Annotated in this window: 17 protein-coding genes; 6 read left to right on the top strand and 11 right to left on the bottom strand. The window is 73.1% G+C overall.

Annotated features, from left to right (window positions below; genetic code table 11):
- Positions 1 to 112: 112 nt before the first annotated feature.
- Positions 113 to 691, top strand: coding sequence for a TetR/AcrR family transcriptional regulator (locus tag IG86_RS0104635; protein WP_030819453.1), 579 nt, complete (start codon positions 113 to 115; stop codon positions 689 to 691).
- A 19-nt stretch (positions 692 to 710) separates the two neighbouring features.
- Here the strand turns inward: IG86_RS0104635 and IG86_RS0104630 are convergent, their stop codons facing one another.
- Both IG86_RS0104630 and IG86_RS0104625 read right to left on the bottom strand, forming a co-directional pair.
- Positions 711 to 1,034: a putative quinol monooxygenase gene (locus IG86_RS0104630; protein ID WP_030657065.1), complete on the bottom strand. Its 324-nt coding sequence runs from the start codon at positions 1,032 to 1,034 to the stop codon at positions 711 to 713.
- A gap of 64 nt (positions 1,035 to 1,098) precedes the next feature.
- Positions 1,099 to 1,899, bottom strand: a complete 801-nt coding sequence (locus IG86_RS0104625) for an NAD(P)-dependent oxidoreductase (protein ID WP_030819451.1) — start codon at positions 1,897 to 1,899, stop codon at positions 1,099 to 1,101.
- A 49-nt stretch (positions 1,900 to 1,948) separates the two neighbouring features.
- Between IG86_RS0104625 and IG86_RS0104620 the strand changes: the two genes are divergently transcribed.
- Positions 1,949 to 2,857, top strand: coding sequence for a LysR family transcriptional regulator (locus IG86_RS0104620; RefSeq protein WP_045936477.1), 909 nt, complete (start codon positions 1,949 to 1,951; stop codon positions 2,855 to 2,857).
- A 4-nt stretch (positions 2,858 to 2,861) separates the two neighbouring features.
- A complete protein-coding gene (locus IG86_RS0104615) occupies positions 2,862 to 3,578 on the top strand; it encodes a carbon-nitrogen hydrolase family protein (protein WP_030819447.1) in 717 nt (238 codons plus the stop codon).
- 68 nt (positions 3,579 to 3,646) lie between these two features.
- On the opposite strand, the gene IG86_RS0104610 is transcribed toward IG86_RS0104615, so the two are convergent.
- The 3 genes from IG86_RS0104610 to IG86_RS0104600 form a co-directional block, all read right to left on the bottom strand.
- Complete coding sequence (locus IG86_RS0104610) at positions 3,647 to 5,233, bottom strand: DUF2142 domain-containing protein (protein ID WP_030819444.1); 1,587 nt, start codon at positions 5,231 to 5,233, stop codon at positions 3,647 to 3,649.
- Positions 5,234 to 5,246: 13 nt separating this feature from the next.
- Entirely contained in the window at positions 5,247 to 6,938 is a 1,692-nt protein-coding gene (locus tag IG86_RS0104605) for a hypothetical protein (RefSeq protein WP_030819442.1), read from the bottom strand.
- Between the two features lie 166 nt (positions 6,939 to 7,104).
- On the bottom strand, positions 7,105 to 7,440 hold the full coding sequence (locus tag IG86_RS0104600; protein WP_030819439.1) for a winged helix-turn-helix transcriptional regulator: 336 nt from the start codon (positions 7,438 to 7,440) through the stop codon (positions 7,105 to 7,107).
- A 96-nt stretch (positions 7,441 to 7,536) separates the two neighbouring features.
- Here IG86_RS0104600 and IG86_RS0104595 point away from each other — a divergent pair, with 96 nt between their 5' ends.
- Positions 7,537 to 8,424, top strand: a complete 888-nt coding sequence (locus IG86_RS0104595) for an NAD(P)-dependent oxidoreductase (RefSeq protein WP_030819437.1) — start codon at positions 7,537 to 7,539, stop codon at positions 8,422 to 8,424.
- Positions 8,425 to 8,430: 6 nt separating this feature from the next.
- Here the strand turns inward: IG86_RS0104595 and IG86_RS0104590 are convergent, their stop codons facing one another.
- From IG86_RS0104590 to IG86_RS0104580, 3 genes are all read right to left on the bottom strand, one after another.
- Positions 8,431 to 9,231, bottom strand: a complete 801-nt coding sequence (locus tag IG86_RS0104590; RefSeq protein WP_051784957.1) for an EI24 domain-containing protein — start codon at positions 9,229 to 9,231, stop codon at positions 8,431 to 8,433.
- A gap of 65 nt (positions 9,232 to 9,296) precedes the next feature.
- Positions 9,297 to 9,719, bottom strand: coding sequence for an organic hydroperoxide resistance protein (locus tag IG86_RS0104585; RefSeq protein WP_030657091.1), 423 nt, complete (start codon positions 9,717 to 9,719; stop codon positions 9,297 to 9,299).
- Between the two features lie 65 nt (positions 9,720 to 9,784).
- Positions 9,785 to 10,807 carry an NADP-dependent oxidoreductase gene (locus IG86_RS0104580; RefSeq protein WP_030894795.1) on the bottom strand — a complete coding sequence of 341 codons (1,023 nt, stop codon included), beginning with the start codon at positions 10,805 to 10,807 and terminating at the stop codon, positions 9,785 to 9,787.
- 96 nt (positions 10,808 to 10,903) lie between these two features.
- On the opposite strand from IG86_RS0104580, the gene IG86_RS0104575 reads away from it, so the two are divergent.
- Positions 10,904 to 11,326, top strand: coding sequence for a MarR family winged helix-turn-helix transcriptional regulator (locus tag IG86_RS0104575; protein WP_030657101.1), 423 nt, complete (start codon positions 10,904 to 10,906; stop codon positions 11,324 to 11,326).
- 9 nt (positions 11,327 to 11,335) lie between these two features.
- Here IG86_RS0104575 and IG86_RS39675 read toward each other — a convergent pair whose 3' ends face one another.
- Positions 11,336 to 12,061 carry an SCO2400 family protein gene (locus IG86_RS39675; protein ID WP_157854764.1) on the bottom strand — a complete coding sequence of 242 codons (726 nt, stop codon included), beginning with the start codon at positions 12,059 to 12,061 and terminating at the stop codon, positions 11,336 to 11,338.
- A gap of 78 nt (positions 12,062 to 12,139) precedes the next feature.
- Between IG86_RS39675 and IG86_RS0104565 the strand changes: the two genes are divergently transcribed.
- Positions 12,140 to 12,703 (top strand): hypothetical protein, encoded by a 564-nt coding sequence (locus tag IG86_RS0104565; RefSeq protein ID WP_030819429.1) that lies wholly within the window; start codon positions 12,140 to 12,142, stop codon positions 12,701 to 12,703.
- A 41-nt stretch (positions 12,704 to 12,744) separates the two neighbouring features.
- Here IG86_RS0104565 and IG86_RS0104560 read toward each other — a convergent pair whose 3' ends face one another.
- Complete coding sequence (locus tag IG86_RS0104560) at positions 12,745 to 13,209, bottom strand: hypothetical protein (RefSeq protein WP_157854763.1); 465 nt, start codon at positions 13,207 to 13,209, stop codon at positions 12,745 to 12,747.
- 70 nt (positions 13,210 to 13,279) lie between these two features.
- A complete protein-coding gene (locus IG86_RS0104555; RefSeq protein ID WP_030819424.1) occupies positions 13,280 to 13,990 on the bottom strand; it encodes an esterase/lipase family protein in 711 nt (236 codons plus the stop codon).
- Positions 13,991 to 14,056 lie beyond the last annotated feature (66 nt).

Genomic DNA, 14,056 nt, shown 5'->3' with positions numbered 1-14,056 from the left:
GAACCCGTTGCCTGTTGAACGGTAGGGTTTGTTATTTGTTCGTGATATTCGAATGCCGTACGGTCCTCCTACGGTCCTGCGGACGGGAGTGGACGGAAGGGGTGCCATGGCGATGGCCAGGGCGAGGAGCGAGGAACGCCGCGGGGAGATCGTCCGCGCGGCCGTCGAGGTGATCGCGGAGCGCGGCTACCGGGGCGCCTCCCTGGGCACGGTCGCCGAGCGCGTGGGCCTGACCCAGCAGGGGCTGCTGCACTACTTCCCGACCAAGGAGGCGCTGCTCGTCGCGGTGCTGGAGGAACGCGACCGGTGGGACACGGGCGGCGGTTCGCGCGCCGCGGCGGACACCTGGCGCCTGGACCTGCTGGCCTCGCTGGTGGAGTACAACGCCATGCGCCCGGGCATCGTGCAGACCTTCTCGGCGCTGCTGGGCGAAAGCGTCACCGACGGGCATCCGGCCCGGGAGTTCTTCACCGAGCGCTACGCGCAGGTCCGCGCGGAGATGGCGGCGGTGCTGCGCGCCGAGTTCGGCGACCGCCTGCCCTCGGGACTCACCCCGGAGCAGGCGGCCCCGCTGCTGACGGCGGTCATGGACGGGCTCCAGTACCAGTGGCTGCTGGCCCCCGAGTCCGTGGACATGCCCGCCGCCTTCCGGGCCTTCCTGACCCTGCTGCGAGGGCCGGACAGCCCCTAGGAGTGTCCGGCGGACAGCCCTAGTCGATCTGGAGCTCGCCCATCCGGCTCCAGCCGTTCGCGCCCTCGATGGTGGTGCTGACGATCTCGGGCGTACGGGTCACCATCGGCCGCATGGTCTCCAGCGCGGCGCGGAAGTGCTCCGAGGTGACGTGCGCCTCGGCGGCGTCGTCCTGGAAGGCCTCGACCAGGACGTAGGTGTCCGGCTCCTCCAGGCTGCGCGACCACTCGAACCAGAGGTTCCCGGGTTCGGCGCGGGTGGCGCGGGTGAAGGGCGCGACCTTGTCGGGCCACGCGTCGACGTATTCGGGCTTGACGGGGAATTTCACCACAATGAAGATCACACAGGCATTTTATGCAGGTTGATCCTCACCACGGGCGAAGTCCCGGACCGCCGGGCCGGCCGGGTCAGCCGCGGAGGGCCGAGAGGTCCCGGTCGGCCAGGTCCGGACGGGACGTCAGCGCGGCGTGGACCGACTCCAGGACCGGCAGCGGCGCGCGGGCGGTGGCCAGGGCCACGTCCTTCGCGGCCAGGGAGAGCGGGAAGTGCGAGGCGTCGGCGTACGCACGTGCCACCGCGCCCGCCAGCGGCCCGCGGGCCAGCTGTGCGCGGACCAGCTCCTCCGGCAGGCCCAGGACCCCGCCCAGCCTCAGCGCCTCGGTCGTCAGGGCCACCCCGCCGACCGCCGCGGCGATCAGCACCAGTTTCAGCGCCGCACCGGATCCCGCCGGGCCGCACACCGTGACCTCGCCGAGGGCGTCCAGGACCCGCCGGACCGGGCCGGGCAGCGGGTCGCCGCCGGCCAGCACCCACAACTCCCCCGTGGCCGCCCGGTCGACGCTCCCCATCACCGGCGCGTCGGTCAGCGTCACCCCCGCCGGCAGCCGCCCGGCGAGCTCCCGTACCGCGTCCGGCCCGACCGTCGAGGTGTCGATCCAGTGGACGCCGGGCCGCAGCGCGGGCAGCACGCCCTCCGCGACGGCCCGCAGGGCCGCCGGATCGGCCAGCATGGTGATGACGAGGTCCGCGTCGCGGACGGCTCCGTCGGGCGAGGCGGCGACCGTCGCGCCGGCCCGCGCCAGTGGCCGGGCCTTCTCCGGCGTCCGGTTCCACACCGTCAGCCCGTGGCCGCGGGAGAGCAGGTGACGGGCCATCGGAGCCCCCATGCCGCCGAGCCCGAGGAATGCGATCTTCTGCGCTGTGTCCATGCCCACGACGCTAGACACGGCCCTTCCATGCGACAAGCGACTGTCTAGCATGGCTGCCATGCCGACTCCGCAGAGCTTGTACGAGGTCTTCCTGCACGTGGCGCGCCTGGGCTCCCTCACCGCCGCCGCCCGCTCCCTCGGCTACACCCAGTCCGCCGTCTCCCGGCAGATCCAGGCCCTCGAGGACGAGTGGGGCGCCCCGCTCTTCGACCGCCTGCCGCGCGGTGTCCGCCTCACCGAGGCCGGTCACGTCCTGCTCCCGCACGCCGAGGCCGTCGGCGAGCGCCTGCGCACCGCCCGCGCCGAGTTCGACGCGCTGCGCACCCTCGGCGCCGGGCGGCTGCGGATCGGCTCCTTCTCCACCGCGGACGCCGCACTGCTGCCGCGCGCGCTGGCTACCTTCCGCGACCGCCATCCCGCCGTCGCCGTCACCCGTACCGAGGGTCCCTCCGCCAAGCACCTCGCCCTCCTGTCGGCCGGGGAGCTCGACCTCGCCGTCGTCGCCGACACCTCCGGGCGGCCGCCCCGGGACTGCACCCCGCACCACCTGCTCGACGAGCGGATGTACGTGGCCCTGCCCGGCGGCCACCGGCTGGCCGGGCGGGCCGGGCTACGGCTGGCCGAACTGGCCGACGAGGAGTGGATCGCCGCCGGCACCCGCCCCGAGGAGACCCTCATGCACTCGGCGCTGGCGGGCGGTTTCCGCCCCCGTACGGGCTTCGTCGCCGCCGACTGGATCGCCAAGCAGGGCTTCGTCGCGGCAGGGCTCGGCGTCACGCTGGTCCCGGAACTCGCCGCCTCCGCGGTACGGCCCGACCTGGCGCTGGTCCCCCTGCACCCGGACGACGCCCCGCGCCGCGGGGTCTACGCGGCCACCCCGCGCGGGATCGCCCCCTCCCCCGCCGCCGCGGCCCTGCTGATCCTGCTGAAGGAGGCCGCTGCCGGACTGGCATCCTGAGCCGGTGAAGATCGCCGCCGCGCAGATGACATGCGTCCCCGCCGATGTCCGGTCCAACGCGGCGCGGGCCGCCGCCCTCGCCGTGACGGCCCGTGAGCGGGGGGCCGAGCTGGTCGTGTTCCCCGAGTTCACGCTCACCGGCTACGAACTGGAGGCGCTCGCCGCCGACCCCGGCCTGTGGACCGCCGCCGACGACCCCCGGCTGGACCCGCTGCGCGCCGCCGGGATCGCCACCGCGGTCAACGTGGCCCTGCCCGGCGAGGGCCCGCGGCCCGCCATCGCGACGCTGGTCCACGACGCGGACGGCGCGCACGTGACGACGTACCGCAAGCAGCACCTGTTCCGCCACGAGCAGGACGCCTTCGAGGCCGGCACGGACGACGGGCGCTTCGAACTCCTCGGGGTCCGCTTCTCGCTGGGCGTCTGCTACGACAACCACTTCCCCGCCGTGCCGGGCCGGGGCGCGGCCGACGGCTGCCTGGTCCACCTGGCGAGTTCCCTCTACGGGACCGGCGACGGGATCCGCGAGCGCGCCACCGTGTACCCGGGGATCGCCGAGCGGGACGGCCTGTACGTCGTCCTCGCCAACCACGTCGGCCCGGCGGGCCCGTGGACCGGCTGTGGCGGCGCGGCCGTGTGGGCCCCGGGCGGGGCGCTGCTCGCCGAGGCGGACGACCGCACCCCGTCGGTGGTGACCGCCGAGATCGGCCCCGTCGGCTGACGGGGCCGATCTCTCGGCGGGGTGCGTCAGGCGGGGTGCGTCAGGCGGGGTGCGTCAGGCGGGGTGCGTCAGGCGGGCTCGGGCACCCGCGGGTGGCGGTCCGCACGCGGGGTGACGCGGTCCGGGTGCCGCGCGGCGGTGTCCGCGCGGTCGGGGAGCAGGGCGGGCAGGACGACGGCGACGGCCGCCACCGCGTACACGCAGGTCCACAGGACCCAGCCGCCGGGCGGGGCCCAGTGCGCCGAGGTCGCCACCCACGAACCCTTGGTGCCGACGGCGAACCGGCGCAGCGTCCAGTAGAAGGCCGCCACGTCGGCCAGGACGAGGCCGGCGACGGAGAGGCCGACCAGCCGCCGCCAGGGGAAGCCGTGCCCGGGGGCGCGCGTGGCGCAGACGGCCACGGCCATCAGCGGCAGCCCGACGGCGAAGGGCAGCAGGTAGCGGCCCTGCCACACCATGCCGATCCGCTCCGCCTGGGAGGCCTGCGCGAGCACCGGCACCATCACGACGGCCGCGAGCATGCCGAGCACCGCCACCACGTCGCGCGTGCGGCCGTGGACGAGCGCCAGCACGACGACGGTCGCGAGGACCGCCATCCACACCAGGTACATGAGGGCGGGGGCGGGGGTGTCCAGCCAGCCGAAGAAGCCGAGCATCTGCTTGATGTAGACCTCGGTGTTGCCGAGGGTCTTCTTCGCGGCCACACCGGTGGTCAGCGATTCGGGGATGTCGATCTTCGAGTTGTCGGGGTGCCGCGCGGCCCACAGCAGCGCACCGGCCGTCGCCAGGCCCAGCAGGCCCGTCCAGAGCCACAGCGCCTTGCGGCGCAGCACCTGGCCCAGCACTCCGCGGCGCTGCGTCAGCAGCAGGCAGAAGACGACCGCCCCGCCGAACCAGATCAGGCCGAGCGGCCTGATGTTGATCAGCACCAGGCCGCCGACGCCGAGCCTGGCCAGCCGGCGGTTGAGCCGCACCGGGTCGGGCGACAGGACGATCGACAGCAGGGCCGTCCACACCAGGATGCCGGCGGCGATCTCGCCGCCGCTGGGGTTGACCATGCCGGCCATGTAGAGCGTCATCGGCGTGGCCGCGGCGAACACGCCGAGCATCGCCAGCGAGCGCCGCCGCCATTCGGCGGCCGTGACCACCGCGCTCGCCAGCAGGGCCGAGCAGAGCAGCGCCGACATGAAGCGCATGAGGTACAGCCCCTTCGGGCCGTCGACCAGCAGGCTCGGCCAGCCGGTCACCAGGTAGTAGCCCGGGTGGTAGCGGCCGGCCGCCGTGGTGGCCTGCACGATCTTCTCGGAGTTCCCGAGCGAGGGCGCGCAGGACGCCGGCTGTGCCTCCCGCCACGAGTAGCACTCGTGCACGGTGGGCAGGTTCCGGTACCACTGCGGGAGCTGCACCCCGGTCTCGGCGAAGTGGCCCTCGATGCCCGCGACCGTGTGCGGGACCATGACCTCGGTCCCGCCGATCTGCCCCCGGGCGACGGCGGCGGCGCGGATGAAGTGCGCGTGCTCGTCGGGAGAGCTGCCCAGCGGGCTGGCGGCCGCCCACGCGCCCGTGAGCGTGAAGAACAGCGCGAACGAGATCAGCCAGAGCCGCTTGGGTGTCCTGGCCGACCAGTCGGCCAGCCGCGTCAGTGCGGAAGTCATCGGTCCCCCGGGGTCATCGGATGAAGCTGAGCCAGCTCTGGTCGCCGTCCTTGGAGCACGTGCCGCCGGGCGCGTACTTCGGGCAGCTCCCGTCCTGCTCCGTGATGGTGTGCGACACCCACGGCAGGATCCGGTACGTGTTCTCCTTGGCCGGCATGTAGCGGTCGGCCATCGAGGAGGAGACGGTGCCGAGGAGCAGCAGCAGGGCGCACATGGCCCCGATCACCGCGCCTTCGCGGCCGGGGAAACCGGTGCCCCCCGCACCCGCCGTGGCCGCCGCGGGCTCGGCGTCCGCCGTGGACTGCGCGCTGCGCGCGGCCATCCGCTGCGAGACCAGGTGGACGACCAGCGCGCACAGCAGCAGCCCGCAGTAGAGCAGCTGGTTGTTGGTGCGGGTGTAGAGCTGGACGGTCTGCGTCTCGTACATGTTCGAGGCGATGTACATGCGCATCACCCACGCGCTGATGAACATGGCGGCGATGGTGACCACCATCGGCTTGCGCATGCCCAGCCAGATCGCGGCGCCGAGGCCGACGAAGGTGACCAGGGCGAACAGCCCGACCCCGCCGTACTCGCCGGGCAGCGGCCATTCGCCGACCTTGCCGGGCATGTCCGTGCGCCACATCAGGTAGTACGCCGGGTCGGTGAAGTTGTCGAACCGGAAGTTGTAGTCCTTGGTGGTCTGCCCCTCGGTCAGCATGACCATGAGGTAGCGCCCGGCGACCACCAGGAACGCCGCGAGGGAGGCACCGAGGAAGGCCGCGCCCTTGATCCGGCCGGTCCGGCCGTCCCGCCACGGGAAGTACAGCAGTGCGGCGAACAGCACACCCGCCGCGCTCCACAGGAACCAGCCCGAGTAGGTGAGGAAGAGCACGCCGAGCAGCGCGCCGAATCCCGCGCCCTTGAGCAGCAGCGGGCGCCAGCCCTGCGTGCCGCTGCGGCTCAGCGACACCACCATCGCCACCAGGACGGGGACCAGCACCACGAGGACGGTCTGGCTGTACGGCTTGTAGGCGTCGATCAGCGCGAAGGCGGGGGCGACGCCGAAGGCGAGGGCGCGGACGGGGCCGAGGAGCATGCGCCAGGAGAGGTAGACCAGCGGTCCGAACGCGGCGGCACCGAGGATCTGGAGGTCCTTGAAGGCGTACGCGGTGTTGCCGCCGCGGAACCACTCGGCGTAGTAGCCGAGGGTGTGGAGGGGGGCCGGCGGGTAGACCGGCGAGCCGGAGGGGCGGCCGTTGGCCACGGCGTGGGCCCACTCGACGATGCGGCCGCTGTCGCCGTTGAGGCCGAACATCGGCCAGGGCGTCCCGTGGAGGGCGACGACCGCGCCAGCGGCGACGAAGCCGCTGGCCAGGCCGGCGAGGGCGGCGGAGGCGAACCGGGTGGCCAGGTCGAAGTGCCGGCCCCCGCGCAGTCGTACGGCCAGCGCCACCGCGCCGATGAAGACCAGGCCTATGAGCGCGAACCGCAGCTGGATCGCGGCGAGGCCGCTGACCTGCGCGATCCGGTCGAGGGGGTTGAAGTTGAAGCCGCGCGCCAGCAGCGGCAGCACGAGCGCCGCGGCGAAGGCGACGGCGGCTTCGAGGAACAGGAGCGTGCCGCGTGAGCCGAGCCCGCGCCGGGCGGCCGGTATCGGGCGGGCGGGCGCGGCCGGTCCGCCCGGGGGCAGCACGGTCGCCGTGCCCTCGGTACTGACTGTCACTGCTGTGTCCCTACTGCTGGTCGGTCCTCGGCCCGGTGGCCGGTCGTGGCTCGGCAAGCCGCCGCGCGACTGCGGCCCCCCGCCGAAGCTCCGGGCCGGGGCGAACTCAAGGGCAGTGAGAAACAGCCTTGGCACTTGCTGCCATGCATCCTACGGGCCCGGGATACTACGCCGAATCCGGGAGGAGGTGCTTGGTGCCCCACGCCCCCAACGGTCCCAGGGCCGCGTTCAGGTCCTGGCCCAGCGCGGTCAGGGAGTACTCGACGCGCGGCGGGACCTCGTCGTACACCTCGCGGTGCACGATGCCGTCGGTCTCCAGCTCGCGCAGCTGGGCGGCGAGCACCTTCTCGGAGACGCCGGGGACGAGCCTGCGCAGCTCGCCGAAGCGGCGCGGACGCTGCTCCAGCTCCCACAGGAGCGACACCTTCCATTTGCCGTCGATCACGGACATCGCCGCGGCGATCCCGCAGTGATCCGCACCGGGCCTTCGTGTCATCGCCATCGCACACCCTCCCCACCTACTCGCTCACCTCGGGGTAACCACCCACTCCGAAGTGCGTACTTGAGCGCCCCACTGCCTGCAACCAGGCTAAACGTCATGACCGACACCACACCGCGGAAATCGCTCACCCTGCTCGGACTCGGCGACATGGGCACCGCCCTCGCCCGCACCTGGCTCGCCGCCGGGCATTCCCTGACCGTCTGGAACCGCACCCCCGCCAAGGCCGGACCGCTCGCCGCCGAGGGCGCCGTCGTCGCCCCGACCGCGGCCGCGGCGGTCGCCGCGAACGGGCTCGTCGTGACCTGCCTGCTGGACGACGCCAGCGTCCGCTCCACCCTGGACGGCATCGACCTGACCGGCAAGGACCTCGTCGACCTCACCACCGGCACCCCGGCGGAGGCCCGCGCCCGGGCCGCCTGGGCCGAGGCCCGCGGCGCGCGGTACGCGGACGGCGGGATCATGGCCACGCCCACGATGATCGGCGTGCCGGAGGCCGGCGGGTACGTCTTCTACAGCGGCTCGCGCGCCCTCTTCGACACCCACCGCGCGACGCTGGAGGTCCCGGCCGGGGCCCGCTTCGTCGGGGAGGACCCGGGGCACGCCGCCCTGCACGACGTGGCGCTGCTCAGCGCGATGTACGGGCTGTTCGCCGGCATCTCGCACGCCTACGCGCTGACCGAGGGCGAGGACATCGCCCCGAAGGCCCTGGCTCCGCTGCTGTCCGAGTGGCTGGGGGCGATGGGCTTCTTCGTCGGCAACGCCGCCGAGCGGCTCGCTTCGCGGGACTTCACCACCGGGGTGGTGTCCAGCCTGGCCATGCAGGTCGCGGCGACCGGCACCCTGCTGCGGACCGCCGAGGAGCAGGGGGTCAGCGCCGAGCTGATCTCCCCGTACCTGGACCTGATCCGCCGCCGGCTGACGGCGGACCCGGTCGCCCACGGCGGGGAGGACACGGCGGGAGCGATCCTGCTGCTGAAGCGGTAGGGGCCCCTACGAGGAGGCCGGCGGCGGCGGTCCGAAGCCCGCGGGGGTGGTTTCGGCGGCCGGGGTCTCGTCGGTGCGCATCAGGTCGCGCGCCATCAGGGTGGCTCCCGCCACCGCGCCCGGCATCAGGAACACCGCGACGAGCGGTACCAGGAACGCCAGCACCAGCGGCACTCCGAAGCCCAGCACCAGCAGCCGCCGGGACCGCAGCAGCACCAGCCGCTCGGGCAGTTCCACCTTGCGGCGCTGGAGGGCGACGGAGGTGAGTTCCTGGGTCAGGAAGTAGCCGGAGACGCAGAACCCGAGCACCGGGACGACGGTCTGGCCGATCACGGGAACGAAGCCGAGGACGAAGAGCCCGATGCCGTACAGCGCCACCCGCCCGAGCACCTTCACGCTGTCCCGGGCCGAGATCCACAGCTCCCGCCAGAGCGGCAGGCCGGACTGCGGGACCTCGCCGCCCTCGCTGCGGTCGACCTGCTCCGAGAGGGACTCGTAGAAGGGCTGGCCGATCAGCAGGGTCACGGCGGTGAAGGTGATCACCGCGAGGAAGAGCCCGAGGCCGAAGAAGAGGGCGGTGAGGAAGCCCCGGAAGAGGCCGAGCCAGGGGGTGGACCAGTCGTCGGCGAAGGGGGTGGCCCAGGCGGTCAGGTCGTCGGCGCCGTAGCCGAGCCCGATGAGGGCACCGGCGTAGAGGGCGAGCGAGACCAGCCCGGGCAGCAGTCCGAAGCCCAGCCATCGCCCGTGTCGCAACACCCATCGCTGTCCGGCCAGCAGGTACCGGAAGCCCCCCGCAAGATCGTGCATGGCGCCAGTCTACGGCGAAGGCCGCACCCCGATCGGGGTGCGGCCTTCGCCGTGCGGCTGCCGGATCAGACGGCGAGCTCGACGGTGATGTTGCCGCGGGTGGCCTTGGAGTACGGGCAGACCTCGTGGGCCTTCTCGATGAGCTCCTTGGCGGTGGCGGCGTCCACGTTGGGGATCACGGCGGAGATCTTGACGATCAGACCGAAGCCCTCGTCGTTCTTGCCGATGCCGACCTCGGCGGTGACCGTGGAGCCGGAGATGTCGGCGTTCACGTTCTTGGCGACGACGCCCAGGGCGCCCTGGAAGCAGGCGCTGTAGCCGGCGGCGAAGAGCTGCTCCGGGTTGGTGCCGGCGCCGCTGCCACCGAGCTCCTTGGGCGGGTTCACGACGACGTCGAGCTGGCCGTCGTTGGTGGCGACGCGGCCGTCGCGGCCGTTCTCGGCGGTGGCCACGGCGGTGTACGCGACGTCGGACTGCTGGATGGACATGAAGAATGTTCCTCCTGGTAATCGCCGCGACTCGCGCCCACGGTCACGACGGTTGTGGGGTGAGCCTAACCGGTGAAGGAAACGATCATCTTTCCGGTGTTCTCTCCGCGCAGCAGCCCGAGGAAGGCGGAGGCGGCGTTCTCGACGCCCTCGACGACCGTCTCGTCGTAGCGCAGCTCACCGGAGCGCAGCCATCCGGCGACGTCCTGGACGAACTGCTGCTGCAGGCCGGCGTGGTCGCTGACGAGGATGCCCTGCAGGCGCAGGCGCTTGCCGATGACCTGCATGAGGTTGCGCGGGCCGGGGGCGACCTCGGTGTCGTTGTAGTGGGCGATGGCGCCGCAGAGCGTGGCGCGGCCGCCCACGTTCATGGAGGAGATGGCGGCCTCCAGGTGGTCGCCGCCGACGTTGTCGAAGTAGACGTCGACGCCCTCGGGGGCGGCCGCGCGCAGCTGCTCGGCGACGGGGCCGTTCTTGTAGTTGAAGGCGGCGTCGAAGCCGTACTTCTCCGTGAGGAGCGTCACCTTCTCGTCCGAGCCGGCGGAGCCGATCACCCGGGACGCACCCTTGATCTTCGCGAACTGGCCGACGAGGCCGCCGACCGCACCCGCGGCGCCGGAGACGAAGACGGAGTCGCCCTCCTTGAAGGAGGCGACCTCGAAGAGGCCGGCGTAGGCGGTCAGACCCGGCATGCCGAGGACGCCGAGGTAGGCGGAGAGCGGGGCGAGGGCGGCATCGACCTTGGTCGCGTGCTTCGCGTCGAGCTCCGCGTACTCGCGCCAGCCCAGGCCGTGCAGGACGTGGTCGCCGACGGCGAAGCCCTCGGCGTTGGAGGCGACGACCTCGCCGACCGCGCCGCCGTCCATGGGCCGGTCCAGCTGGAAGGGCGGGATGTAGGACTTCACGTCGTTCATCCGGCCGCGCATGTACGGGTCGACGGACATGTGGAGGTTGCGCACGAGGATCCGGCCGGCGGCGGGCTCGGCGGACACGGGCACCTCACGCAGGGCGAAGTCCTCGGCGACGGGCCAGCCCTGCGGGCGACGGACGAGGTGCCACTCGCGGCTCACGGCGGGAATCTCAGACATTGCGGCGCTCCTGGTAAGAACGAAATTGCTTCACTAGGTGAAACAACCATGCGCCTGGATATTTCATGTTGTCAAGTAAACGGGTACGCTGGATCCATGCCCAGTCGTCGTGTAGACCCAGTGACCGTCGAGGTCGTCGAACTCATCGGTGACGTCGTGACCCGGTACCACATGGAGTACGAGAACGCGGCGGCCACCCATCAGCTGACCGGCGCCCAGGCGAAGGTGCTGAACCTGCTCTCGATGGAGCCGACGCCCATGCGGCGCATCGCGCAGAAGCTGCGGTGCGAGCCCTCCAACGTGACGGGCATCATCGACCGGCTGGAGGGCCGGGGCCTGGTGGAGCGCCGCCCGGACCCCGCGGACCGGCGGGTCAAGCTGGCCGCCCCCACCGAGGAGGGCCTGCGGACGGCGGAGCGGCTGCGCGAGTCGCTGGACTTCGCGCGCGAGCCCCTGGCCGGGCTGTCGCCGGCGGAGCGGGCCGTGCTGCGGGACCTGCTCAAGCGGATGCTGGCCTGACCCCGCCCTCTACGAACAGAAGATCCAGAGCACGCAGCTCTTGGTCGGCTTGGGCGTGGGTGACTGCGTCGGCGGCACCGGGGACGGTGCCTGGGTGGTGCCAGTGGCGCCCTGCGAGGGCGTGCCCGTCCCGGGCGCCTGTACGGACGGCCCCCGCCCGGAGGTGCCGGACGCCGACCCCGACACGGTCGGGGCCGGGGTCGACTCGGTCGGTCCCGGCTGCCCGGCGCTGCCGGAGGGCGCCCCGGACCCGGACTTCTTCGTGGTCGAGCCGCCGGCCTTCGTGGTGGCCTTGCCTGAGCCCGTGGGCGCGGCGGCCGTCGGCGCGTCCGGCAGCGGGGCGGGCTGCTGGGGCCCGTCGTCGGTCAGCACCACCGTGGAGGCGCGGTCGGTGGTCTCCCCGTCGGCCGCCATGCCCGCCACCATCAGGGAGCCGGCGGCCGCGAGCAGCACGCCCAGCGAGAGGGTCACCACGGTCCGGCGACGGCGCCGGTTCGTGGCCCGCCGCCGGGCGCCGGCCCTGCGCTCGTTCGGGGTGGAGAGCACCACGAGCGAGTCGGCGAACACATCGGCCAGCGCCGCAGGCGGATCCGCGGCGGGCCCCTCCACGACGGGCGGCCGGGGCGGCCCGGCGGCGGCGGGCGCGGCAGGTATCAGGTACTCGGCAGGCGTTCCGCATCCGGCGCACGCCAGCGCGCCGTTGAGGTGCCTCCGGCAGGCGTGGCAATAGTTCATGGCGCCCGCAGGCTACGCCGTGTGCGGCAACATCCGGATCCCGAGAACGTAAGGATCCTGTGTGGAATCGTTCCCTCCATGACATCTTTCGGGCCGGCCGCGTTCCAGTTGGTGCTGTTGCGGCGGATGGCCGACTTCCAGCCCGACCTCGCCGACGAGGCCCGTCGCCGGCTGGGCGCCTCGCTCGCGGACCAGCGGGCGGCGAACAAGCACTGGCAGGCGATGGTGCGCTCGCCGCGCACCCGCGGGGCGCTGGCCCGGTACCGCTCGGTGCTCGGGGCGCCGGAGTCCACCGAGCACCGCACGATCGGCGACCTGGAGTGCGAGGCCCTGCTGTGGCCGCTGCCGCTCTGGCCGGACCTGCGCTTCGAGGTGCTGGCGGCCGCGGACGGGGCGGTGTGGAACGAATGGCTCGTACGGGCCCCGGGTGCGCGCGGACCCGTACTGGAGTCACCGGACGACCTGCTGCCCTGGTCGGCGACGGTGGACGAGGTGGCGCGGGCCTTCGCGCCGGTCCGGCCGATGGAGGGCACCGCGCCGACGCGCTGGCGCCTCGCCTTCACCGCGCAGGACCGGCCCTGCGTGGCGGAGTTCACCTACGGGCTGCTCCAGCGCGTGGCCATGCCCCAGGCGGTGTCCTAGGGGTGTCCGCAGAGTCCCGCCTGCCCGGCGGGCGGCCGACGCTACTTCGCGGACACTTCCCAGCGGCAGGCGGCGCGCGCGCCGCGGGTGATCCGCCGGAGCGGCGACAGGGCGTACCCGGCCGTCACGTATCCCGCGCCGGCCGACAGGGGGGCGAGCGCGGCGAGGACCGGCAGCACGGAGGACCCCAGCGGATCGTGGGGCCACTCCCGCCCGGCGGCACGGCAGGAAGGCGGCCCGCCGTCCGCCGGTCCCGCGCAGCCCGCGGGCGCCAGGACGACCTGCTCCTGGGGTCCCACTTCGAAGAGGGGGCCGTTCCCCTCCCTCACGGCGTGTTCCGCGAGCAGGAACACGACGGCGAGCAGCGCCGTCCCGGCCATCATGAACACTCCGCCGTAGAGACAGGTGAGGCGCAGTCGGGTGACGGACCGCCGCGGCGGCGCAGGCCGCCCGTCGGCGTCGCGGGCACGGACCCGGTCCGGCATCGGCACTTCCCCCTCAGGCACGACGACCTCCTCACTGTCGCCCGTGCTCCCTAAGCAGCGCGTCAGCACCGGTGGCCGCGCGGATCCACGCCTAGGAGGCGAGGAAGGCGCGCACTCCGGCCGAGGTCCCGTCGTCTCCGAGCAGGTCGTTGTGCGCCAGGCAGCCGACCGGCGTGTTGGTGGCGCCCGCGAGGGGGACGCTGTCGTCGGGGTTGACCACCTCGTCGCAGTTCGACCAGAAGGTCGCGTACTTCACCGTGCCCGGGGTCGGGTCCCCACTGCCCAGGTTCTTCACGACGTACGACCCGGGGGTCATGTCCCGGCACGCCTGGTCCCACAGGGCGCAGGCCCAGGCGGTGGAGGTGCCCCGGTTGGGGCCGGCCAGCGAGACCCAGTGGCCGACGGTGGCCGCGCCCCCGCCGTATTTGACGTACCAGCGGCTGACCAGCGAGCCGAAGGAATGCGCCACGATGTCGACCTTGGCGGCGCCGGTCTCCCGGCGCACCTGCTCGACATGGGCGGCGAGCCGGCCGGCGAGGACCTCGTTGACGGACTGGTGGGTGTCGTAGCCGAAGGAGAAGAGCTCCGCTTCGGCGTACCCGTCGGCGCGCAGGTCGGCTCGCAGGGATCCCCAGACGCCCGGGTCGGCGTTGTACCCGTGCACGAAGACCACCGGGCTGCGCGGTGATACCCGGTCAGGGGCGGGGGCCGGGCCGCGGCCGGCGGCGTGGGCCGCGGCGGGCGCCATGAGCGCCAGGCAGAGCGTCAGGAGCGCGATCAGCGCCTGTCGGGCCGTCAGCATCGGTTCCCCCTTACCTTGTTACGCGCGAGTAGCGCGTGCAGTGCGGGCATGCTGCTGCCTGTCGGT

Origin of the sequence: Streptomyces virginiae (assembly GCF_000720455.1) — a bacterium.
GTDB classification, from domain to species: domain Bacteria; phylum Actinomycetota; class Actinomycetes; order Streptomycetales; family Streptomycetaceae; genus Streptomyces; species Streptomyces virginiae.
Note: the sequence above shows the minus strand (reverse complement) of the source record. Positions and strands in the feature narration are given on the sequence as shown.